Source organism: Streptococcus sanguinis (genome assembly GCF_020729765.1).
GTDB classification, from domain to species: Bacteria; Bacillota; Bacilli; order Lactobacillales; family Streptococcaceae; genus Streptococcus; species Streptococcus sanguinis_Q.
On sequence record NZ_JAJEPD010000023.1, the window covers coordinates 235,908 to 258,591 of the forward strand.

Annotated in this window: 27 protein-coding genes and 1 other annotated feature; of the genes, 4 read left to right on the forward strand and 23 right to left on the reverse strand. The window is 43.7% G+C overall.

Translation table 11 applies throughout. From position 1 onward, the window contains the following. Nucleotide 1: 1 nt before the first annotated feature. The 3 genes from murD to typA all read right to left on the reverse strand — a co-directional run bounded on the left by murD (nucleotide 2) and on the right by typA (nucleotide 3,730). Nucleotides 2-1,354, reverse strand: coding sequence for a UDP-N-acetylmuramoyl-L-alanine--D-glutamate ligase (gene murD / locus K4H96_RS02835; protein ID WP_223337499.1), 1,353 nt, complete (start codon nucleotides 1,352-1,354; stop codon nucleotides 2-4). Nucleotides 1,355-1,589: 235 nt separating this feature from the next. Next, on the reverse strand, nucleotides 1,590-1,859 hold the full coding sequence (locus K4H96_RS02840; RefSeq protein ID WP_002898040.1) for a DUF3165 family protein: 270 nt from the start codon (nucleotides 1,857-1,859) through the stop codon (nucleotides 1,590-1,592). A 23-nt stretch (nucleotides 1,860-1,882) separates the two neighbouring features. Continuing rightward, entirely contained in the window at nucleotides 1,883-3,730 is a 1,848-nt protein-coding gene (typA, locus tag K4H96_RS02845; RefSeq protein ID WP_032914933.1) for a translational GTPase TypA, read from the reverse strand. 180 nt (nucleotides 3,731-3,910) lie between these two features. On the opposite strand from typA, the gene K4H96_RS02850 reads away from it, so the two are divergent. Beyond that, complete coding sequence (locus tag K4H96_RS02850) at nucleotides 3,911-4,636, forward strand: pseudouridine synthase (RefSeq protein ID WP_223337498.1); 726 nt, start codon at nucleotides 3,911-3,913, stop codon at nucleotides 4,634-4,636. 32 nt (nucleotides 4,637-4,668) lie between these two features. On the opposite strand, the gene K4H96_RS02855 is transcribed toward K4H96_RS02850, so the two are convergent. From K4H96_RS02855 to K4H96_RS02870, 4 genes are all read right to left on the reverse strand, one after another. Continuing rightward, nucleotides 4,669-4,908, reverse strand: coding sequence for a DUF4190 domain-containing protein (locus K4H96_RS02855; RefSeq protein ID WP_002896181.1), 240 nt, complete (start codon nucleotides 4,906-4,908; stop codon nucleotides 4,669-4,671). 89 nt (nucleotides 4,909-4,997) lie between these two features. After that, nucleotides 4,998-5,378, reverse strand: coding sequence for a rhodanese-like domain-containing protein (locus K4H96_RS02860; protein ID WP_002900929.1), 381 nt, complete (start codon nucleotides 5,376-5,378; stop codon nucleotides 4,998-5,000). A gap of 1 nt (nucleotide 5,379) precedes the next feature. After that, nucleotides 5,380-5,598 carry a YqgQ family protein gene (locus tag K4H96_RS02865; RefSeq protein WP_002898045.1) on the reverse strand — a complete coding sequence of 73 codons (219 nt, stop codon included), beginning with the start codon at nucleotides 5,596-5,598 and terminating at the stop codon, nucleotides 5,380-5,382. A gap of 91 nt (nucleotides 5,599-5,689) precedes the next feature. Continuing rightward, nucleotides 5,690-6,205 (reverse strand): Dps family protein, encoded by a 516-nt coding sequence (locus K4H96_RS02870; protein ID WP_125330616.1) that lies wholly within the window; start codon nucleotides 6,203-6,205, stop codon nucleotides 5,690-5,692. A 166-nt stretch (nucleotides 6,206-6,371) separates the two neighbouring features. Here K4H96_RS02870 and K4H96_RS02875 point away from each other — a divergent pair, with 166 nt between their 5' ends. Then, nucleotides 6,372-7,034, forward strand: coding sequence for a prepilin peptidase (locus tag K4H96_RS02875; RefSeq protein WP_223337497.1), 663 nt, complete (start codon nucleotides 6,372-6,374; stop codon nucleotides 7,032-7,034). On the opposite strand, the gene K4H96_RS02880 is transcribed toward K4H96_RS02875, so the two are convergent. Continuing rightward, the gene (locus tag K4H96_RS02880) at nucleotides 7,028-7,477 is read right to left on the reverse strand and encodes an effector binding domain-containing protein (protein WP_223337496.1); all 450 of its coding nucleotides are present in this window, start codon (nucleotides 7,475-7,477) and stop codon (nucleotides 7,028-7,030) included. The genes K4H96_RS02875 and K4H96_RS02880 overlap by 7 nt on opposite strands. A 78-nt stretch (nucleotides 7,478-7,555) precedes the next feature. Here K4H96_RS02880 and K4H96_RS02885 point away from each other — a divergent pair, with 78 nt between their 5' ends. Continuing rightward, a complete protein-coding gene (locus K4H96_RS02885; protein ID WP_223337495.1) occupies nucleotides 7,556-8,455 on the forward strand; it encodes a helix-turn-helix transcriptional regulator in 900 nt (299 codons plus the stop codon). A gap of 205 nt (nucleotides 8,456-8,660) precedes the next feature. Here the strand turns inward: K4H96_RS02885 and trpA are convergent, their stop codons facing one another. From trpA to K4H96_RS02965, 15 genes are all read right to left on the reverse strand, one after another. After that, nucleotides 8,661-9,440 carry a tryptophan synthase subunit alpha gene (trpA, locus tag K4H96_RS02895; RefSeq protein ID WP_223337494.1) on the reverse strand — a complete coding sequence of 260 codons (780 nt, stop codon included), beginning with the start codon at nucleotides 9,438-9,440 and terminating at the stop codon, nucleotides 8,661-8,663. Then, entirely contained in the window at nucleotides 9,433-10,656 is a 1,224-nt protein-coding gene (trpB, locus tag K4H96_RS02900; protein ID WP_046165903.1) for a tryptophan synthase subunit beta, read from the reverse strand. The genes trpA and trpB (K4H96_RS02900) overlap by 8 nt, the downstream gene beginning before the upstream one ends. Then, entirely contained in the window at nucleotides 10,646-11,233 is a 588-nt protein-coding gene (locus tag K4H96_RS02905) for a phosphoribosylanthranilate isomerase (protein WP_223337493.1), read from the reverse strand. Before K4H96_RS02905 ends, trpB (K4H96_RS02900) begins: the two co-directional genes overlap by 11 nt. Continuing rightward, entirely contained in the window at nucleotides 11,220-11,987 is a 768-nt protein-coding gene (gene trpC / locus K4H96_RS02910; RefSeq protein WP_223337492.1) for an indole-3-glycerol phosphate synthase TrpC, read from the reverse strand. The genes K4H96_RS02905 and trpC overlap by 14 nt, the downstream gene beginning before the upstream one ends. Further along, nucleotides 11,984-12,988: an anthranilate phosphoribosyltransferase gene (gene trpD / locus K4H96_RS02915; RefSeq protein WP_223337491.1), complete on the reverse strand. Its 1,005-nt coding sequence runs from the start codon at nucleotides 12,986-12,988 to the stop codon at nucleotides 11,984-11,986. The genes trpC and trpD overlap by 4 nt, the downstream gene beginning before the upstream one ends. A gap of 10 nt (nucleotides 12,989-12,998) precedes the next feature. After that, entirely contained in the window at nucleotides 12,999-13,562 is a 564-nt protein-coding gene (locus K4H96_RS02920; RefSeq protein ID WP_223337490.1) for an aminodeoxychorismate/anthranilate synthase component II, read from the reverse strand. Next, on the reverse strand, nucleotides 13,559-14,917 hold the full coding sequence (trpE, locus tag K4H96_RS02925) for an anthranilate synthase component I (RefSeq protein WP_223337489.1): 1,359 nt from the start codon (nucleotides 14,915-14,917) through the stop codon (nucleotides 13,559-13,561). Before trpE ends, K4H96_RS02920 begins: the two co-directional genes overlap by 4 nt. 401 nt (nucleotides 14,918-15,318) lie before the next feature. Continuing rightward, complete coding sequence (gene trpB, locus K4H96_RS02930; protein ID WP_002900945.1) at nucleotides 15,319-16,500, reverse strand: tryptophan synthase subunit beta; 1,182 nt, start codon at nucleotides 16,498-16,500, stop codon at nucleotides 15,319-15,321. Between the two features lie 61 nt (nucleotides 16,501-16,561). Further along, nucleotides 16,562-16,791: a binding site (T-box leader), on the reverse strand. Between the two features lie 74 nt (nucleotides 16,792-16,865). After that, complete coding sequence (locus tag K4H96_RS02935; RefSeq protein ID WP_223337488.1) at nucleotides 16,866-17,405, reverse strand: VanZ family protein; 540 nt, start codon at nucleotides 17,403-17,405, stop codon at nucleotides 16,866-16,868. Then, a complete protein-coding gene (gene rlmN, locus K4H96_RS02940) occupies nucleotides 17,392-18,480 on the reverse strand; it encodes a 23S rRNA (adenine(2503)-C(2))-methyltransferase RlmN (RefSeq protein WP_223337487.1) in 1,089 nt (362 codons plus the stop codon). The genes K4H96_RS02935 and rlmN overlap by 14 nt, the downstream gene beginning before the upstream one ends. Beyond that, nucleotides 18,477-19,058, reverse strand: coding sequence for a YutD family protein (locus K4H96_RS02945; RefSeq protein ID WP_223337486.1), 582 nt, complete (start codon nucleotides 19,056-19,058; stop codon nucleotides 18,477-18,479). The genes rlmN and K4H96_RS02945 overlap by 4 nt, the downstream gene beginning before the upstream one ends. 181 nt (nucleotides 19,059-19,239) lie before the next feature. After that, nucleotides 19,240-20,283, reverse strand: a complete 1,044-nt coding sequence (locus K4H96_RS02950) for a SepM family pheromone-processing serine protease (RefSeq protein ID WP_223337485.1) — start codon at nucleotides 20,281-20,283, stop codon at nucleotides 19,240-19,242. Continuing rightward, complete coding sequence (gene coaD / locus K4H96_RS02955; protein ID WP_002896217.1) at nucleotides 20,270-20,764, reverse strand: pantetheine-phosphate adenylyltransferase; 495 nt, start codon at nucleotides 20,762-20,764, stop codon at nucleotides 20,270-20,272. Before coaD ends, K4H96_RS02950 begins: the two co-directional genes overlap by 14 nt. Continuing rightward, complete coding sequence (rsmD, locus tag K4H96_RS02960; RefSeq protein WP_002896218.1) at nucleotides 20,754-21,302, reverse strand: 16S rRNA (guanine(966)-N(2))-methyltransferase RsmD; 549 nt, start codon at nucleotides 21,300-21,302, stop codon at nucleotides 20,754-20,756. The genes coaD and rsmD overlap by 11 nt, the downstream gene beginning before the upstream one ends. 69 nt (nucleotides 21,303-21,371) lie before the next feature. Next, the gene (locus tag K4H96_RS02965; RefSeq protein ID WP_223337484.1) at nucleotides 21,372-21,860 is read right to left on the reverse strand and encodes a YcxB family protein; all 489 of its coding nucleotides are present in this window, start codon (nucleotides 21,858-21,860) and stop codon (nucleotides 21,372-21,374) included. Between the two features lie 142 nt (nucleotides 21,861-22,002). Between K4H96_RS02965 and K4H96_RS02970 the strand changes: the two genes are divergently transcribed. After that, nucleotides 22,003-22,680: a helix-turn-helix domain-containing protein gene (locus K4H96_RS02970; protein WP_223337483.1), complete on the forward strand. Its 678-nt coding sequence runs from the start codon at nucleotides 22,003-22,005 to the stop codon at nucleotides 22,678-22,680. Nucleotides 22,681-22,684: the final 4 nt, after the last annotated feature.

A 22,684-nucleotide genomic window follows, 5' to 3' on the forward strand; every position in this document is an offset into this window, starting at 1 on the left:
CTTAACCTTTTAATTCTTCAAATGCAGCGAGAAATTCTTCGCCGCGGACTTCAAAATTACTATACATATCCCAGCTGGCATTGGCAGGACTGAGCAAGACAATGTCTCCTGGCTCCGCTTGAGCAAAGGCCTTGTGAGCTGCATCCCGGACATCAGTCGCATCCAGATAAGAAACACCTGCCAGATCAGCTGCCCTCTTTACACGCGCAGCTGATTGTCCTAAGATCACCATTTTCTTGAGCCCTTTGAGGTCAGGCACTAACTCGTCAAATTCATTGCCTCGGTCCAAGCCGCCTGCAATCAGAATCACCTTGCTATTGTCAAAACCAGATAGGGCTTTCTGGGTTGCCAAGATATTGGTAGACTTACTGTCGTTGTAAAAGGCAACCTCATTTACCTGCCCCACATACTGGAGACGGTGCTTAACACCCCCAAAAGCTGACAAGACTTCTTTAATCGTCTGATTGTCAATACCACGAAGCTTGGCTACTGCAATCGTAGCCAGAGCATTTTCGACATTATGACTGCCAGGGACGCCGATTTCAGCCGCCTGCATAATCGCTTCTCCACGGAAGGTCAAGACATCACCCTCTAAATAGGCACCATCCACCTTTTCAGTTGTTGAAAAAGGGACAACAGTAGCCTGAGTATGGCTAGCCATTTCCTTGGCCCAGTCCTGATTGAAATTCAAAACCAAATAATCATCAGCTGTCATGTTTTTCTGGATATTCCACTTGGCAGCTGCATATTCCTCAACAGAGCCGTGATAATCCAAATGAGTCGGCATGAGGTTGGTAATAACAGCGATTTGCGGATGAAAATCTTCAATCCCCATCAACTGGAAGGAAGACAGTTCCATGACCAATGTATCTTTGCTGCTGGCTGTTTGGGCTACCTGACTAGCAGGAAAGCCGATATTACCAGACAAGAGACCATTTTGACCGCCAGCCGTCAAGACTTGCGCAATCATGGTTGTGGTTGTCGTCTTGCCATTTGAACCCGTAATACCAACAATCGGTGCTTCAGAAATCAGATAAGCTAACTCGACTTCTGTAATGACTGGAATCTTCTTCTCCAGAGCCCGAACGACCATGGCATTGTCATAGGGAATACCTGGATTTTTCACCATCAGTTCAAAGTCTTCGTCCAATAACTCCAAAGGATGGCCTCCTGTCACCACTTTTATACCTTCTTCTAGCAAAGATTGAGCAGCAGGATTTTCCTCAAAAGGTTTACCGTCGTTAACTGTCACGATGGCTCCTAATTTATCTAAAAGGCGAGCAGCTGACTCACCCGACTTGGCCAATCCCAGAACCAAGACCTTCTTATTGGCAAAATTTGCTATTTTTTTCATAAGCAACCTCTTCCATTCATACTTCATTCTATTTTACCTTTTTTTGTGAAAATAAAAAAGACATAGGAGTCTTTTATTTTCGACTGTTAGCAAGTTTTGAAAAAAATGATATGTTTTCATCAATTTGAAATATTTTGTAACATAAGCCTATTGTTTTTGTAAAAAATAATTCAACAAAAGAAAAAGAACAAGAGCTTAAAACGTCTATCCGACCTTCTAAGTTCTTGCTCATTTATTATTCTTCATCAAAATTCTTTTTTGATTTTTTAGGCGGCTTGAGACGATTAATATCCCGCAAAGCCAAGACGGTCACTACGGATAGACCGAAACCTACAAAATATTCAGCCGGCAACTGGAAAATTTTAAAAATGCCTAAGCCAAATAAGATAATTAAGGCCACAATCAGTAAAACCATGGTCACAGCATTAACAGTCCCTTTAATACTGGATGGAACAGCAAAAATGTAGAAAAAGAGGATTAAAATCCCAATGATAAGATAAACCATCTTGCTGCTCCTTTCCCTTTTGCTTATTCAGCTGCAGCTGATTTTTTCTTTTTATTGGCTTTTTCGCGTTCTTGTTTGTTCAAAATTTGCTTACGCAGACGAATAGATTCTGGCGTTACTTCCATGTACTCATCGTCATTCAAGAATTCCAAAGATTCTTCCAAAGTCAGGATACGAGGCGTCTTGATAACTGCTGTCTGGTCCTTGGTTGCAGAACGAACGTTGGTCATCTGCTTAGCTTTGGTGATATTAACAGTTAAGTCATTCTCACGAGAGTTTTCACCGATGATCATTCCTTCGTAAACCTCAGTACCTGGGTTGACAAAGATAGTTCCGCGCTCTTCGATAGACATGATAGAGTAGGTCGTTGCCTTACCAGCATCGATAGATACTAGAGCACCACGGTGACGGCCTCCGATTTCACCTGGGATGAGTGGCAAGTATTGATCAAAGGTATGGTTCATGATACCGTAACCACGAGTCATAGATAAGAACTCAGTAGAGTACCCGATCAAACCACGCGCTGGAACGAGGAAGACCAAACGAGTTTGACCATTACCAGTTGAAATCATATCCAACATTTCACCCTTACGTTCAGAAAGGCTTTGGATGACAGATCCTTGGTATTCTTCTGGAGTATCAATTTGGACGCGCTCAAATGGCTCACATTTGACACCGTCAATTTCTTTCACGATAACTTCTGGACGAGATACTTGAAGCTCATAGCCTTCACGACGCATTGTTTCGATCAGAATTGACAAGTGCAATTCGCCACGACCTGAAACTGTCCACTTATCTGGTGAATCTGTTGGATCAACACGAAGGGATACGTCTGTTTGCAGTTCAGCTTGCAGGCGTTCTTCAACCTTACGAGACGTTACCCATTTCCCTTCACGGCCAGCAAAAGGTGAGTTGTTGACCAAGAAAGTCATTTGAAGCGTTGGCTCATCGATGTGAAGGATTGGAAGAGGTTCAATGGCATCTGTTGGTGTAATTGTTTCACCAACAAAGATATCTTCCATACCGGATACGGCAATCAAGTCACCCGCTTTAGCTTCTTGGATTTCACGACGTTCCAAGCCAAAGAAACCAAAGAGTTTTGTGACACGGAAGTTCTTCGTTGTTCCGTCTAGTTTAGAAAGGGTAACTTGGTCCCCAACCTTAACAGTACCACGGAAGACACGCCCGATACCGATACGACCTACGAAGTCATTGTAGTCCAAGAGTGAGACTTGGAACTGCAAAGGCTCATCTGAGTTGTCCACTGGAGCAGGGATATGGTCGATAATGGTATCAAAGATTGGTGCCATTGTTTTTTCTTGATCAGCTGGATCGTCTGACAATGAAGAAGTTCCGTTGATAGCTGAAGCATAAACAACTGGGAAATCAAGCTGGTCATCGTCTGCACCAAGCTCAATGAAGAGCTCCAATACTTCGTCTACTACTTCTGCTGGACGAGCTGATGGTTTGTCGATTTTATTTACAACAACAATTGGAACTAGGTCTTGTTCCAGGGCTTTTTTCAATACGAAACGAGTTTGTGGCATGGTTCCTTCGTAGGCATCTACCACCAAAACAACACCGTCAACCATTTTCATGATACGCTCAACTTCTCCACCAAAGTCCGCGTGTCCTGGTGTATCCATGATGTTGATACGAGTTCCGTTGTAAGCAACGGCTGTATTTTTAGCAAGGATGGTAATACCGCGCTCTTTTTCGATATCGTTTGAGTCCATAGCACGCTCTGCCAACTCTGTACGAGCATCAAGAGTTTCAGACTGCTTCAATAATTCATCAACGAGGGTTGTTTTCCCGTGGTCAACGTGGGCGATAATCGCAATGTTACGGATATCTTCTCTTAATTTTGTCATTTTTTCCTCTGAATTTTTAAATTTTATTTCTAACTGAACAATTATACCACAGACGCAGGCAAAAAACACGGCTTTGATAAGTGTAAATGTTTTCATTAAAAAATATGGGAGCTCCATGAGTATTTGCATTTCCCATCCTGAAAATTTATGATATGATTTAGAAAAAAATAAGGAAAACAGATGCGCCTCGACCAACTGCTGGCTGCTAATCATATCAGCCGAAAAAAGATGAAACAAAACCTTTTACAAAGACAGATTTTAGTGGATGGTAAGCCCGCCTACAAACTCAGCCAAAACGTTGATACTGGCTTGCAGCAGATTACTTTTCAAGGCAAACATGTCAGCGGCCCTGCCCACCGTTACTACATGCTGAATAAACCTGCAGGTGCGGTCACTGCCAATCACGACGCTGAAAAATTGACTGTCCTGGATTTGCTGGACAAGGAGATAGAGAAAGAAAATCTTTACTCTATTGGACGACTGGATAGAGATACCGAAGGACTTCTTCTGATTACCGACAATGGTCCTCTAGGATTTCAGCTGCTGCACCCTCAATACCACGTTGAAAAAACTTACTTTGTAGAAGTCAATGGACCTTTAACCTCTCAGGATAAAATTGCCTTTCAAGAAGGCATTCGCTTCTTAGATGGCACCGTCTGTCAGTCCGCCCATCTTTCTATCCTCTCTACCAGCTCCAGTCTGAGCCGTGCTACCGTCAGGATTTCTGAGGGGAAATTCCACCAGATTAAAAAGATGTTTCTGGCAGTTGGTGTCAAGGTCACCTATCTCAAGCGAATTCAATTCGGAGATTTTACATTAGACCCAGATCTAGCAAAAGGCGATTACCGTGCTTTGAACCAAGAAGAATTAGGGATTATTAAAAAACATTTAGAGAAAAGTCGGTAAAACAAAAAAGCTTTAAAAATAAAGCTTTTTTGTTAGTAGCCTGCTCCGTTCATAAGTACCATGACATTTAGAATCCAAACAATTACGGAAATTACAATCCCTACGATACCCAGAATTTTTTCTGTTTTATAGTCTAATTTAGACTCTTTTTGATGTGAATTAGCCAACACCAAACCGATAATACCCAAAATAAGACCTACCAATGGAATGAAAAAACCAAAGATGATAGATAGGATACCTAAAACAAGAGAGGATTTTTTCTTTTCTTGCATGTTCTAAAAACTCCTTAAAATTAATATTAATTTATTATAACATAAGAAACCAGCTTTGTATATATAATGCGACAAATTTTTGATTTATGTTAACTAGCCTTCACCTTGCCGTTCCAAGAATCCAACCCATAAGAAAGAATATAGATCTCTTTAAATCCTTGTTTTTTCAGATACAGAGCCGCATTGGTCACGCGCTGACCACGACTATTTTCATAGAGGAGAACAGCCTTGTCCTTGCGAAGTGCACCGACACTATCCTTGAGCTGCTGAGATGGAATATTGCGAGCGCCTAAGATATGCTTCCGGTGAAAATCAGATGGATCCCGCAGATCAACCAACTGCCCTTGGCGAATCAAGTCTTCAAATTCCCCGTTATCCACGATTTTTGCTGCCTGACGAAGGCGCAGATAATTAAAGCCCATCCAGCCAATTATTCCCAAAAGTACCGCCCACAAAATCCAAATTGTCATCTCAAGTCTCCTTTTTCTTTTCTAAATATTCTAACTCTAAGCGATGTTCTCGGCGCAAGACTGCCTCCGCCTCAAAATAAGCTAGCTTATCCATTAGACCAGCGTCGTAAATTCTCTTCAGCTCGATTTTCATCATTTCAATATCATAAAGACGTTTGCCCATATAGATAATGATTCCGAAACTTTTAAGAAATTGCTGAACATCATACAGGGTTTTCATGAGCTATATTTTATCAGATTTTCCAGCGCTTTTCAAGATGAAAAAACAGAAAGGAAAGCCTGTTTCCTTTCTGTTTGGCATGGATAACTTTTTATAAACCTGGTGCTTGGCCAATTTCAGCTGTCAGCATCCAGATAGTCTTTTCAAGGTCAGCCTTAGCACCGACAAAGATATCATTGGTTACATCGTCCCCTTCTTCGTCTGTTACATCCAAAGCTTCTTGGTAAAGCCCTGTCAGATAACGGAAAATCTCAATCACACGCGCCAGGCTTTCTTCTACATCCTTGCTGAATTCACCAGCTTTTTCTTCAATCTTGCTGTGTTGGATAAACTCGGTCAACGTAGAATAAGGCTTGCCTCCTAGTGTAATCAAGCGCTCGCTGACTTCATCCAAAGTTGTATCCAAAGTTTCCATGTATTCATCCATTTTTGGATGCCAAACCATGAAGCCTGCGCCACGCATATACCAGTGAACTTGGTGAAGAGCGATATGAGCTGTATAAAGATCTGCCACTACTTGATTAAGAATAGCCTTAGTCTTTGGCAAAGCCTTTTGATTGCTGAAAGTTGCTACGTCAGTTGCTGCACCATTTTTTACTTGTGTCATTGTATCTACCTCGTTTTTATTTATAATGATTCTAATCTTTTTAGATTATGGTTTAATTATAATGCTTCTAAATAAGAAAGTCAAGACAAAAGATTCAAAAAAAGACTTTATTAGAAAAGTTGCAAAATTTCAGAATTTTTCTGTTTAAATTTACGAATAAATAAGTATGATTCATCTATACTTATTTATTATTGGCACTGTCTTTGCCTCATTCCTAGGCTTGGTTATCGACCGCTTCCCAGAGCAGTCTATCATCACTCCCGCTAGCCATTGCAATGTCTGCGGGAAAAGATTGGCACCGCGTGATTTGATTCCTATTTTTTCTCAAGTCATGAACCGTCTTCGTTGCCGCTTCTGTGGAGACAAGATTCCCTTACGCTATTTATTTTTTGAATTTATATTAGGCAGTCTTTTTCTGGCAACTTCGCTTGGTACGATTTCCATCAGTCAACTTCTACTGCTCACTATGGGCTTGATCCTAGCCATCTACGATCAAAGAGAGCAGCAATACCCTTTGATGGTCTGGCTGTTTTTTCAGCTTTTGCTGCTGATGACAGCAGGCGTCAACCTTCTCATGCTCTTCTTTTTAGCCTTAGGACTTCTAGCCTTCTTTTATAATCTTCGTATTGGAGCTGGTGACTTTCTTTTTCTTGCTTCCTGCTCAGCCATTTTCAGTCTGACGGAAATTCTCATCCTTATCCAAATCGCTAGCTTCTCTGGCCTCGCCTGTTTCTGCTTTAAAAAAACAAAAGACAGGCTAGCATTTGTACCCTGTCTTTTGTTTGGTGTGGTAGTGATTATTTTCTATAAATCCCTACTCTTTTACTGAACTGGAACCCAAAGCTCAACTTCTGCATCCATAGGATTCCCATTTAAAAGTATTTCTAAGATAATTCCATCTTGGTAAAGGGAACTGCTTTCTTTCTCAAAAAAGTTATTCTCCAATTGGTCAAACAGGAGTCTTGATTTATCACCACTGGCTGAGCTTACTAAATAATCTTTCTCTGGGACGAGAATGCTTTCGTAGCCTGCCACAGCATTCTTTGCCGCAACTCCTGCATAGTATTGAATACCATCTTTATGAGGAACAATCAAGGCATAGCCTTTTTTATCTAGAGAATGGGGCATCAATTTCTCCAGCATTCCTTCTTTAAATAACTGAGCATAGAACGCCGTCTTCTCTTTAGAATAGTGCTGTTCATGAACCGTAGTTCCTTCTATCAAAATACTCCTGCCAATCAGGGTAAACGATGGTTTGGTTTGATGTTTCATTATATGAACTCCTTTCTTTATGGTATAATCATAACAAAAATAATATGACATCTATCTGTCATATTTAAGGAGAAAATCATGAAAATTGACCGTCAAATGGGAATCATTTCTCATTTAGTAAATCAACGAAAAACAACAGCTAAAGAACTATCAGAACTTTTTAAAGTCAGCACCCGAACTATTATGAGAGATATTGATGATTTATCTCTTGCAGGCATTCCTCTCTATGTAATGAAAGGAAAAAACGGAGGAATTTTTCTTATGGAAGACTTTCAAACTGATAAACCTCCCTTGACTCAATCCGAACGACTTTCAATCGAATCCGGTTTAAAAAGTCGCTATCAAGTATTGGAAGATACCTCTACTTTCAATGCTATATTGAAATTAAATGCTACCAATACATACTCTGATTTCGAAATTGATTTGTCTCTATCTCAAGGGAACTTGGAAATACGAACTTTGATTTTTAAGTTATTGGAAGCTATCAGAGGTAGAGTAAAAATAAAATTTTCCTATATTAATTCACAAGGACTGGTGAGTCAAAAAAATTGTGAGCCTTACCGTATTGTCTATAAGGACCGGATTTGGTATATGGATGCCTACGATACTGATAAAGCGCGTTTTTCTGTTTTTAAAGTTGCTAGAATTAGTGAACTTACTCTCTCTGATACTTTTTCAAAAAGACATTTTACACCACTTCCCTATGATGGTGGTACATGGATGAATGAAAACAAAGTACCTGTCATCCTACATGTCCAGAAAATTGTCCTTGATCGATTTGTGGAACTCTTAGGCTATAATGCCATAAAACCTATTAATAGCAATATTTACGAGATTACTTATCCTTTAAACGACAATGATTGGGGATACAATACCTTGCTTGCTTTTGGAAAATACATCACTGTTATATCTCCTAAGCATTTCTTGAAACATTTCACCAGCTATATAGATACCATTCATAAGCAATATCCAAACTAATATTCAATCAACATCAAAAATCAAACATTTCTTAAAAATGAATTATACGAAACTTACTTTTTTATGGTGATAAAATTCAAGAACATGGGTCAGGCTCTAGTTCTTATCCAAATCGCTAGTTTCTCTGGCCTCGCCTGTTTCTGCTTTAAAAAGAAAAAAGACAGGCTAGCATTTGTACCTTGTCTTTTGTTTGGTGTGGTGGTTCTTATTTCTTATAAGCTGCTGCTTCTTGGATAAAGCCTGCTATACTGGCGTCCTTTTCATGAAGAGCTTTGACAATCTTAGATCCGACAATGACTCCATCTGAGACTTGATTGAAACGTTCAACATCCTCTAAAGTTGAAACGCCAAAGCCCGTCAGTACTGGAATTTCTGCAATGTCGTGGAGTTTGTTCAAATGCTGGTCCAAATCATTGCGGTAACTTCCGCTCTTACCCGTCACACCGTTAATGGCTACAGCGTAGATAAAACCTTCTGCGTCCTTGATCAGCTCCTGCTGACGTTCTAGTCCAGTCGTTAGACTCACTAAAGGAACTAGAGCGATATCTGAATCTTCCAGCAGAGGCAGAATAAAGTTCCTATGCTCGTAGGGCAGATCCGGAATAATCAATCCTTTAACCGGTGTCCTAGCCAAATCCTTGACAAAATCTTTGAGCCCGTACTGGAAAATAGGATTAAAGTAGGTCATGATGATGAGAGGCAGCTGAGTGTCCAAATTCTGCAAGCTTGCCACTAAAGACTTGGTCGAAGTATGGTGACCCAGGCTCCTCAGACCAGCTTCTTCAATAACCGGCCCATCTGCAACAGGATCTGAAAACGGCAGACCGATTTCAATGGCTGACACGCCCAAGTTTTCCAAAAATGAGATAGTTTCCGGCAAACCTGCTAAACCTTTCTCGTGATCACCAGCCATGATATAAGGAAGGAAAATTCCCTTGCCTGCTTTTTTGATGGTTTCTAAATGCTGAGTGAGTGTTTTAGTCATGGGCACCTCCTTTTTGAGCCGCTTCACTTTCCAAGCGTTCCTTTACCTGAACGACATCCTTATCACCACGGCCGGATAGGCAGACGATCATTGATTTATCTGGTCCCAGCTCCTTAGCCAGCTTAACTGCGTAAGCAATAGCGTGACTAGACTCTAGAGCAGGGATAATCCCTTCGATACGAGACAGGAGCTGAAAGGCTTCCAAAGCTTCTTCATCCGTTACTGGAACATAAGTGGCGCGCTGGATAGCATTAAAATGAGAATGTTCAGGACCGATGCCCGGATAGTCTAGCCCAGCAGAGATAGAGAAAGCTTCCAGAATCTGGCCTTGCTCATCCTGCAAGACATCCATCAAGGCACCGTGCAAAACACCCGGCCGGCCCTTGGTTAAGGTCGCAGCGTGTTCATCTGTATCCACGCCCCGCCCAGCTGCTTCTGTTCCATACATAGCCACTGTACTATCATCTACAAAGGGATAAAAGAGCCCAATAGCATTGGAGCCACCGCCAACACAGGCTACTAAAGCATCTGGCAAGGCACCTGCATTTTGCTCAGCAAACTGACGCTTGGCCTCACGCCCAATCACACTCTGATAGTCGCGGACAATCTCTGGGAAGGGATGGGGCCCCAAGGCTGAGCCCATAATATAGTGAGTATCATCGACCTGAGCCACCCAAGCTCGCAAGGCAGCATTGACTGCATCCTTGAGGACTCGAGAGCCATCGGTCACAGACTCTACCTTGGCTCCCAGAAGTTCCATACGAAAGACATTGAGGGCTTGGCGCTTGACATCTTCTTCACCCATGTAGATAGTACAGTCCATGTTGAAAAGGGCTGCAGCTGTGGCGGTGGCTACTCCGTGTTGGCCCGCACCAGTCTCCGCAATAATTTTCTTCTTGCCCATTCGCTTGGCTAATAGAACCTGACCTAGGGCATTATTGATTTTATGTGCCCCGGTATGGTTGAGGTCTTCCCGCTTCAGATAAATCTTAGCACCGCCAGCATAGGCTGTCAGATTTTTTGCAAAATAGAGAGGATTCTCCCGCCCTACATACTGCTTCAGCAACTCGTCCAGCTCAGCCTGAAAGGCTGGGTCTTTTTTACTCTCACGGTAGGCTTTATCCAGCTCCAAAACTGCTGTCATCAGTGTTTCGGGAACAAAGCGCCCACCAAACTCACCGTAAAATCCTTCTTGATTGGGTTGATTATATGCCATGTTTCACTCTTTCTATAAATTCTTTTATCTTTTCTAAGTCCTTCTGGCCGTCAGTCTCAACACCGCTTGAGACATCAACTGCGTAAGGAGCGAAGTGCTGAATCGCTTCTCGGACATTTCCTGCATTCAAACCACCGGCGATAAAGAAGGGCTGGTGGATTTGACCTTTATCAAAAGCTTGCCAGTCAAAGGTCTGACCACTACCGGCAAGAGGGGCATCAAAGAGCAGGTAGTCCGCTTGTTGGCTGACTCCTTTTAACGCTCCCTTGACCTGATAAGCTCGAATAACCGACCGGCCGATCTGAGTCAGAAGATCTTCATTAAAATCGCCATGAATCTGCACCAAATCCAGATCTGCCACCGAAATAGCTTCCTGCAACTCTATCAAGCTCGGAGAGACGAAAACTCCTACCTTTCGGACAGTAGATGGCACCAAGGCAGCTAGCTTCTGAGCTTGCTCCAAGCTAACCCTCCGACGGCTCTCAGCAAAGACAAAGCCAATGTAATCCGCACCAGCCTGGCATGCCGTTTCCACAGCGCTAGCCGTTGATAAGCCGCAAATCTTAACCTTTGTCAATTTTCAGCTCCTTGATTTTTTCTGCCACATCCTCAGCCTGCATCAGGGCTGTTCCGACTAAAACCGCATGGAAATAAGGAGCTACTAGCTCAGCATCTTCCTTGCTGAAAATAGCGGACTCAGATACGTAAACCCTGTCATCTTTGAAATGGGCAGATAGCTGGAGACTGGTATTGATATCTGTCTCAAAAGTAACTAAATTGCGATTATTGACACCGATTATCTGTGCTCCTATTCTATGGGCAATTTCCAGCTCCGCCAGATTATGGGTTTCGACCAGAACTTCCAAGCCTAAACCTGTCGCAAAATCATAGAGTTCTTGCAGCCGCTTTTCAGACAAGGCAGCCACAATCAGAAGAATAACTGTCGCTCCTGCATTACGAGCGCGAACAATCTGCTTTTCATCAATAATAAAGTCCTTATTGAGGGTCGGAATGGTCACTTGACTGGAAATCTCTCTCAGGTAATCCAGATGTCCTTTGAAGAAAATCTCATCTGTCAGGACCGAAATCATGGCTGCACCGCATCGTTCATAGGTGCGAGCCTGCTCCACAATATCCACACCGAGATTAATATCTCCCAGACTGGGGCTGGCTTTTTTGACTTCAGCAATCAGCTGCAGCTCTTGAGGACGGCTTTTAAGATAATCATAGAGGGAATAGGTCGAGCGCAGAGGTTGCAGCTCCTCATAAGACATAGCCGCCACTTCCTGCTCTTTTTGCTTTAGAATGGTTGGGAGAAATTCTTTGCTCATTTTTGATACTCCTGTAGTTGCTTGAGTTTTTCATAGGCTGCCCCACTGGCAATCACTTGGCGAGCCAAAGCTATTCCTTCTTCTATGCTATCTGATTTCCCATTAGCGTAGAATCCCATTCCCGCATTCAGAACTGTCGTTTCCAGATAGGGGCTGGCTTGATTTTGCAGGACAGATAGCAGAATTTCTGCATTTTCCTTGGCATTGCCTCCACGAATCGCTTCAAGAGGTATCTCTTTCATGCCAATATCTGACGGCAGAAAGCTGTGCAGGCTGATTTGCCCATTTTCCAGCAGAGCATACTGGGTACGACCATGAAGACCCGCCTCGTCAAGACCATCCGGCCCCGACACGACTACTGCACGCTTACGGCCCATATTTTTCAAGACCTCTGCCGTGCTCTCTAGCATATCTGGTCGGCTAGTCCCCAAAAGCTGAGTTTCTAGACTCATGGGATGGATGAGCGGACCAGTTAGATTCATGATAGTGGGAATGCCAAGGCTAAGACGGGCTGGCATGATGTATTTCATGGCTGGGTGCATATTCTTTGCAAAGAGAAAGACGATACCTGTCTGCTCAAAAACCTTGCCCAAGCTAGCAGCGTCCAAGTCTAGATTGATACCCAGAGCTTCTAACACATCAGCTGAGCCTGACTTAGAAGAAATGGAGCGATTGCCGTGCTTGGCCATCTTAATCCCGCCACCTGCCAGTATAAAAGCTGCCGTAGTCGAAATATTGAAGCTGAAAGACTTGTCTCCACCGGTACCGCAATTGTCCATGGCAGTGCGAATAGTGGTCGGAATCTGCTTAGCATGGCCTCGCATTACCTGAGCCAAAGCAGTTCGTTCCTCAATTGTCTCCCCCTTCATCTTAAGCCCCAGCAAGAAAGCTACAATTTGAGACTCTGTCACCCGTCCGGTGACAATACGCTCAATCACATCTGTCATCTCAGCGCTGCTTAAATCCTTAAAATCAGCTAGTTTTGCAATAATTTCTTTCATATCGTTTCCTCTATTTTACTAAGTCAATGAAATTCTTGATAGACGACAAGCCGTCCGGCGTGCCAATACTTTCTGGATGATACTGAAAACCATAAATAGGCAGACTCCTGTGCTGGATAGCCATGATCGAGTTATCATCAGCCGCCCGAGCCGTCACTTCAAAATCCTCCGGCATCTCTTCGATTAAAATCGAATGATAGCGCATGACCGGCTGCCCATCCTCTATCCCTCGATAGATAGGAGAATTCCCCTCAAAGCGCAGAATGCTTTGCTTGCCGTGCATGACTTTGGGAGCCAAACCTAGCTTGCCGCCAAATACTTCTGCAATGGCTTGGTGCCCCAAGCAAATCCCCAAAATCGGCTTTTTACCAGCAAAATCACGGATAACTTCCTCCATCCGTCCTGCATCTGCTGGCCAGCCTGGACCTGGAGACAGCACCAAGGCATCCGCTTCTTCTGCCGCTTGATAAAGGCCTGCATCATCATTTCGCAAGACTTTAACTTCTGCGAAATTGCCGATATACTGGGCTAGATTGTAAGTAAAAGAATCATAATTATCAATCAATAAAATCATTGCATCTCTCCTATCTTGGTCATTGATTTGGCCTTGTTGATGGTTTCTTGGTATTCATTAGTAGGGATCGAATCATAAACAATACCCGCTCCAGCTTGAACATAAGCTCTGCCGTTTTTCAAAATCATGGTCCTTATAGCAATAGCAAAATCCATATCCCCTGTCGCAGACAGATAGCCAATAGCCCCCGCATAAACACCACGTTTTTCCTGCTCCAGCTCATAAATCCGTTTCATGGCTCGAATCTTAGGCGCGCCCGAGACGGTACCGGCCGGCAGGGTGGACTTGAGCGCATCCATGGCTGTCAGTTGGGGCAGAAGCTGACCACGGACCACGCTGGTCAGATGCATGACATAGCGGAAATACTCTACCTCCATGTACTTAGTGACTTCCACGCTGTTATTTTGGGCAATTTTACCGATATCATTACGCCCTAAATCAACTAACATACGATGCTCAGCCACTTCCTTCTCGTCAGCCAGCAGCTCCTTCGCCAAGGCTTTATCCTCTCTCTCATCCTTCCCGCGCGGCCTGGTCCCAGCGATAGGATTGGTCGTAACCTGACCCTGCTTGACAGACACCAGACTTTCTGGGCTGGCTCCGATAATCTGATAATCCCCGAAATCATAGAAGTAGAGATAGTTGGAAGGGTTGGTCACACGCAGATTGCGATAGTAATCCAGGGGTCTACCAGAATACTCTGCTGAAAACCGCTGACTGAGCACACATTGGAACATGTCTCCCTGCCGAATCAAGCTACGCGCTTCTTCCACCATTTTTTCAAAAGCGGTCTGCTCGATGTGACTCTGGAAGTTCAAACTGGACAGTTCCAGTGGTGAAAATTCATCTACCGCTGGCTGCGCCAGCTCAACCATAATCCTCTCCAGACTAGCAGCTAAATCAGCTTCGCTTCTATCACTGTAGAGGGCCTCCTCAAGGATATAGACCTTGTCTTTTTTATGGTCAAAAACCATGTAACTCTCATAGACGAAAAAGTGCATGTCCGGCGTCCCAATCACATCAGCTGGAATTTGACCAATCTCCTCATAGAGGGAAATCATATCGTAGCCAACAAAACCGATGGCTCCACCACCAAAAGGCAAGTCTGAATGATGATTTTTCTTTACTGCCAACTCATGCAGATAGTCCAAGGGATCTGCCTTGATTACTTGCCCATTCTTTGTTAGCTGGCCATTTTCATAGCGGACTTCAAAGACTGGATTATAGGCTAGGATAGAAAAGCGGGCTGTCTCGCTATCTCTCGGAATACTTTCCAAAATCACCTTGTGGTCGCCCTGAATCCGCATGTAAGCCAGAATCGGCGATAAAATATCAGCTGGTAAAATCTTTTGCATAATGTTTCTTTCTATTTAATCAGAAGCGTTTAAGGAGGAGTAATTTGCTAGCCATGACTGCATTCACAAGAACAGATAGCACCTGTCCACGGTCATAACTTGCTCCAAAACTACAGAAAAACGCCCGCACAGTTCATCCTGTGAGGGCGTATCATCGCGGTGCCACCTCAGTTATGGAGTTTTCAAGCTCCACATCTCATTTACCTATTTGCAGTCATTTAGATCCCTTTTAGCACAAGGCAGCATACTATTTTACAGCAAAGTAAGCTAACAAAGTGATAAAAGTTCAACTAAAGGACTAAATGTTGACTCCAGCAGCCCATTTCATAACTTCTCCTGCCTGTTTACAGCACCACAGACTCTCTGAAAGGAGAGATGTTACTACTCTTCTGCTGGGTATTTTATTTTCGTTTTTCTAGATAGTCGGCAATGGCTGCCACATCCTTATCTCCACGACCAGATACGTTGATAACAATGATTTGGTCAGATGACAGTTGCGGAGCTCGCTTGATGGCTTCAGCAATGGCGTGAGAACTTTCGATTGCCGGCAAAATTCCTTCCTTTTGTGTCAAGAGAAGCAAAGCATCCACAGCTTCATCATCTGTCGCTGCCACGTATTCTACTCGACCAGAATCTTTAAAGAAAGCATGTTCAGGACCAACTCCAGGATAGTCCAAGCCTGCTGAAATCGAGTAAACCGGCGCTATCTGCCCATCTTCAGCAAAGACAGCGTAAGTCTTCATACCATCCACTACTCCGACACTTCCCTTGGTCATGGTAGCTGCGTGCTGGTCTGTATCAAGACCACGCCCGGCTGCTTCAACACCAACCAGCTTGACTTCTTCATCCGCCACATACTGGGAGAATGCACCGATAGCATTGGAGCCACCGCCTACACAGGCAATGACATAGTCTGGCAAGCGGCCTTCCTTGTCCAAAATCTGACGGCGAGATTCTTCACTAATCACCTTTTGGAACTCATGGACAATCGTTGGATAGGGGTGAGGACCGACAGCTGACCCCAAGACATAGAAGGCTTCCAAATCATTCATCCAAGCCCCAAAGGCCGCATCCACAGCATCCTTGAGAGTTTTGGTGCCTGTTTCCACTGCATGAACAGTCGCTCCCATCATTTCCATGCGAAAGACATTGAGGCGCTGGCGTTCTACATCCTCTGCACCCATGTAAACATCGCACTTCATACCAAACTTAGCTGCAGCTGCCGCAGTTGCCACACCATGCTGACCAGCTCCAGTTTCAGCGATGACTCGGGTCTTGCCCATGCGCTTAGCTAGAAGAATCTGCCCCAAAACATTATTGAGCTTATGGGAGCCCAGATGATTGAGATCTTCCCGCTTCAGATAAATCTTAGCTCCGCCCAGGTGCTGGGTCAGACTTTCTGCATAGTAGAGCGGGGTTTCCCGACCTGAATAATCCGCCAAATAATGTCGGTATTCATTTAAAAATTCTGGATCATCCTTATACTTCTCAAAAGTCGCTTCCAATTCATCCAGCAAGGCTTGGATAGGCTCCGGTACAAAGGAGCCGCCGAATTGTCCAAAATATCCTTTAGTTTCTGTCATATTAATTGCCTCATTTCTTTATTTTCAAGCAAAACAAAAGCCCACACACAGAAAAAATCTGTGTGAGGGCGTATAATCGCGGTGCCACCTCAATTATGGAGCAAAGTATAGACTGCCTCCATATCTCTGTCTTGTCTAACAACAAGCTGCACTGTAAGGTGTGCTCACCGAATTTTTATTGCTTCAAATTCATTTTTTGCATCAGCCCACTTCATAACCTTCCACTGCCTGTTTCCACCAACCACAGGCTCCCTGAAAGTAGAAAAAATTATTACTTTTCTGATGATTTATTTTATTATAGGCCTTTCCCTTTTTCTTGTCAAGAAAAAATTTAATTTTTCTCCTAAATCCGAACCTTTTCTTCACTAATCTATCTTGAAAGCGTCGCCTTGACGATTTTTCCAGATTTTTTGACCAAGCTGAAATGCCCACCAAGCCAGATATCCACCCAAAGTATTAGTCCAGAGATCATCAATCTCAAAAACTCGATTGGCGTTGATAAGAAGGTCCAGCAGAATCTGAGTCACTTCGATAGACAGACTAATCCCAAAGCTCAGCCATACAACCTTCTTGGTCTTCCGCAATTTCGGAAAGAGGTAAAGCAATTGAAAAATTAAGGGCGACAGCAAGAAGATATTGGCTAGATTTTGGATAAAGACCTTGATCAGCTGGATCCAAGAAGTAATCTCTCCAATATTGACAAAGGAATTAAAAGGGATTAACAAAACCACTATTCGACCAAAATACTGGATCCCCGGCGTTTCCATTCCCGGCTCTGGAACTTGAGGAATAGAGCACAGAATGCAAAGCATCAAGAAATAGAGCCAGCTTCCCCCTACCAGCAATCTCCGTCCCTTAGCAGTCAGCTCACCGTCTGAAGTCAGATAGTTCTTAAGGCTGAACATTTTCTACCAATGCTTTCTCGCGATCACGCTTCATGGTATTAGAACGCAGCTGACCGCAGGCTGCATCAATATCCGTTCCATGTTCCTGACGAACCACACAGTTGACTCCGTTTTTCTTGAGGGTATCGTAGAAGGCCATCACGCGCTCTTTGGGACTGCGGCTGTATTGGTCGTGCTCGCTAACTGGGTTGTAAGGAATGAGATTGACATAAGACAGTTTCTTAATGTTCTTAAGGAGCTCAGCCAGCTCCCTGGCCTGCTCTACCCCGTCATTTACTTCATTGAGCATGATGTACTCAAAGGTCACCCGGCGGTTGGTCGTCTCAATATAGTATTCGATAGCTGCAAAAAGCTTTTCGATAGGGAAGGACCGGTTAATCCGCATGATACTGGTACGTAGATCATTATTCGGGGCATGAAGGGATACAGCTAGATTGACCTGCACACCTTCATTGGCAAAGTCACGAATCTTATGCGCCAGTCCTGAAGTCGAAACCGTGATATGGCGGGCACCGATAGCCAAACCTTTGTCATCATTGACCGTCCGGACAAACTTGAGCACATTGTCATAATTGTCAAAAGGCTCGCCAATTCCCATAACCACGATGTGGCTGACCCGCTCATCCTGACCACGCTCATCAAAATACTTCTGAACCAGCATAATCTGAGCTATAATCTCACCGTTATTGAGGTCGCGTTGCTTTTTAATTAAGCCAGAAGCACAGAAGGTGCAGCCGATATTGCAGCCAACTTGGGTAGTCACACAGACTGAAAGTCCATAGTGCTGGCGCATGAGCACCGTCTCAATCAGCATACCGTCCGGCAGCTCAAAGAGGTACTTGACCGTACCGTCAGCAGACTCTTGGACGATACGCTGTTTAAGCGGATTGACGGCAAACTGATCATTTAGCTTGGCAATCAAGTCCTTGGACAGATTAGTCATCTCTTCAAAAGACTGAACCCGTTTACGGTAGAGCCACTCCCAAATCTGGGCGGCCCGAAATTTCTTTTCTCCCTGAGCTTCCGCCCATTCAATCATTTCCTGACGCGTTAAGCTATAAATAGATGGTTTCATTTTTCTCCTTTATTCTGACGAATTACAAAATGGCGATTGCTGTCTTTTTGCTTTTTCTGCCTATCTTGCTGGGAATTGTTACGAGAGCGCTTATTGTCTCTTTTAGAACGGCTGTCTCGGTCTCGCTCGCTTCTGCGATTACGGTTGTTCCCAGAACGGCTGTTGCGAGAACGTTTTGACCGCCCCTCTGACTCTTTCTTGCCATGCGATTTTTTATCAAAGGAAGCGCGCTGAGGATTTGGATTTTCCAAGACAAAATAAGCACAGCCGTAGCTGCAGTACTCTAGCAAATAGTCTTCTAAGCGGCTAATCTTCTCATCGCTTTCATTAGCCCGCTCGTCCTTGTAAAAACCGCGCAGTCGTAGCTGCTCATTGCCCCAATCGCCGACAATATAGTCAAACTTAGTGAGAATTTCTGAAAAACGCTGATGAAAAGCAGTCAAGTCAAAGCCTTCCTTATAGTTCTCAATCAATTCAAACTCGAATTTTTCTGCAACAATCTTGCTGTCAATCTGTTTAAACTCCGGTCCTGGGAATTTATTATAATTATACAATTCAGGTGAAATATCTTTACGCATACTCTTCCTTTAACAATCTTGGATAGTTTATCTACAACACTTTATTTTATCATAAATCAGCCAGTATTTCGCGGACTTTTCATCAAAAATACCTTTCTGAAAAAAGTCAGACGATTTAAAGTAGAAAAGGCCAGCTGATTTTGTCTGTTTCATAAGAAAAACCTTAGCAAAAGCTAAGATCTTACTTGTTCTTTTTCAGATAGTCAATGGCGTCCTGCAGCGTTTTAACTGGAACAATTTTCATATCCGTTTTAATCTTCTTGGCTGTCTCCAGAGCCGTTTGGTAGTTGTTTTTCCCATTAGGCGAAAGCTTCTTCTCTTCCTCTGTCAGTTCATTGTTCGGCGCAAAGAAGATATCTGCTCCGCTTTGGGCCGCTGAAACAACTTTCTTATCAATTCCGCCGATTTCGCCAACTTCGCCTTCACGGCTGATGCTGCCGGTCCCTGCAATATCGCGGCCGTCACGAAGGGTCGGATCAGCCAACTGGGTATAAATAGCGAGACTGAACATGAGACCAGCACTAGGACCGCCGATACCCTCAGTTGAAAATGTAATCGGAATATTACTGCTGACTTCCGTCCGGTCTATCAGACTAATCCCAATCCCGTTCTTACCGTTCTCCAACTTGATAACCTTACCAGTTGCCGATTTCTCCTGACCATCTTCTTGGAAAGTCACCTTGATTTTATCCCCAAGCTTCTGCGAGTTGACATACTTGACCAGTTCCTCAGAGCTTTCAAATGTCTTATCATTGACACCAGTTACCGTATCAGCAATATTGAGAATTCCCTTGAAGGTTGAGTTATCTGCCACCTGCAGGACATAAACCCCTAGATAGTCCATTTTAATCTCTTTACCAGCTGTCGTCAACCCCTGATATTTGGCCATATTTTGCGATGTTTCCATGTAAAACTGGTTGATCCGATTGAACTCCTCATCCGTGGAGCCACCCGTCATATCCTTGGCGGAATAAATATCTGTAAAAGGAGTCAGCCAAGCATAGACCAGATGAGCAAAAGTTGCCTGCTCTACTCCGACCGTCACAAAGTTATAAGAACCTGCTTCCTTGTCGGCCTTATTATCAACTATCAAGACCTGACGAACATCCTCGGCACCACCAGGAACTTCTATATAATAAGGCAGACGAACGTAAAGAGCTGCTATAAAAAAGGCAATAGTGACGCCAATGACCGTCGGCAATATAAACTTCTTAATTCTTTTCATTGTTGATTCTTTCTAATTCTTTGATTACACTTTGGGGCACATAGGCCGCGATATCCTGCTGAAAAGCAATCAGCTCACGAATACGTGATGAACTGATATGCTGATAGACTGGTTTGCTGAGCAAGAAAATCGTCTCCATTTCTCCTGCCAATTCCTGATTGAAAAAGTTCATATTGGCTTCATAGTCTAGATCTTGACTGTTACGGAGACCGCGCACAAAGGCTTGGGTTCCTAGTCTTCTGGCCACTGTCACTGCTAGCTCATTCTGAGAAGTGATTACCTCGACATTATCCAAATGCTGCAGAGCTTCTTTGACCATCCGCTCTCTGGACTCAATTGTAAAAAAACCTGACTTTTCCCGGTTATAGAAAATCCCTACATAGAGCTTATCAAAGAGCCTGCTGGCCCGCTCAATCAGGTCCACATGGCCCTTGGTCATCGGGTCAAAAGACCCTGTGAATAGTCCTATTTTATCTGACATACACCGTCACCTTTGAAATTCCATATATCTTCTGTTTCCAAATGCCTAGCCCTGCGATTTCTTCCGGCAATTTCACTTCCTTATCTGTCTCACAGACTACCAGGACATCTTGACTCAAGAGCTGGCGCTCCTCTAGCTTCTCAAGGTCCTCCACAATCTGCTCCTTGGCATAAGGCGGGTCCAAGAGAACCAAGTCAAAAGACCCTGTCAACATTTCCAAGGCTCGGCCAGACTCCATCTTGAGCAAGTCAAAACGTTCCGGCTCCTTGGTCATCTGAATATTCTCTGAAATGATAGCCTGAGCTCTGCGATCCTTTTCGACTAAGACAGCTTCCTCCATGCCTCGCGAAATAGCTTCAATGGCCAAACTTCCGCTCCCAGCATAAAGATCCAGCACCCGACCGCCGTCAAAATAGGGACCAATCATATTAAAAATTGCCCCCTTGACCTTATCGGTCGTAGGTCTAGTCGTCTTGCCGTCCAAAGTTTTGAGGGACCTACCCCCGTATTTACCTGCAACAACTCTCATAAAAAACATTATAACACACATCGCACAAGAGGCCAATTTTTTGAAAACTTGACAGATAAAAAACAGAAGTCCCCCAAATTAGAGACTTCTGCTTTCTTTTAGTTTTAGTAAAAAATCAATTAATTCAGGCTGGCAGTCTGCCTTATCCAAGATCAGTCCCATTGACCGACCAACCATAATATAAAAAGTTTCTGGCTTGTCTATAATCGCCATAATATCTTGGTAGTCAAATCTGGCATTGTTATTCCGATTAACGACACGAAAGTCTGTCTCATAGAAGCTAAACTCCTGCTCTATATCATGCCAGAGGAGGTTGCCTCTATAAAACTTTTTAATATGTCGATTCATGGACAGATAGTAAAGAAAAGGAAGGACAGCCACAGTAACAAGAAAAGCTACGCCTGGCAAAGGTTCCCCGATAAAAAAACAGATTGCACCGCATATCAGCACCACTATCTCAGGGAGAATCAGTGAGAAGATTCCATTCTTTTTATACCAAAAATTGGTCCAAGCGAAACGGCGATAAGCTTCTTCTGTCATGATCGTTTTTGCTGTCATAGGAAACATCTCTCTACCTCCTGATTATATTCCTTCCTACAGTTTACCACACTCTTGCTGGAAATAACAATATTCAATAAAGAACTTGCTTTTCTCGATTTCATCTGGTATACTGTGTGTAACTTTTAAAACGTTACATAGGAGGTGTGATATGTTTTCGCATGAAAAATTAAAAAAACGCCGGCTGGAACTTAATCTGACTCAGTCTTCCATTTACCAAGAGCTTGGGATTTCCAGAAAGACTTACTCTGCTTGGGAAAATGGTCTGGCAGAACCCCACGCAAAAAATCTCAGGAGGTTGGCCACCTGTCTCAAGGTCCAAGAGAACTACTTTGTGGATGAGACCAGCGCGCTCTACACCTACCCTTTACTAACTCTACCACATAAAAAAGAAGTAGACCAACTCGCTAGTCGGCTCTTAGAGAGACAGCGTAAGATTAGCTCCCTTACAGCCTATAAGGTTCTATCCGTTGAGCTGGCTGCAGGTCTCGGTCACAGCTACTATGACAATGAAACAGACTACGAAACTGTCTACTTTGATCAAGATATCCAGCACGACTTTGCATCCTGGGTCTCTGGGGATTCTATGGAGCCTAAGTATCCCAATGGCTCTGTTGCCCTTATGAAACAGACGGGATTCGACTACGATGGGGCAGTCTATGCTCTCATGTGGAATGGCAAGACCTATATCAAAAAAGTCTACCGCGAAGCTGAAGGTCTACGTTTAGAGTCTATCAATCCTGACTACGAGGATCTCTTTGCTCCCTACGAAGACCAGCCTAGCATTGTTGGTATCGTAGTTGGACATTTTCTGCCGATTGAGGTATAAAACT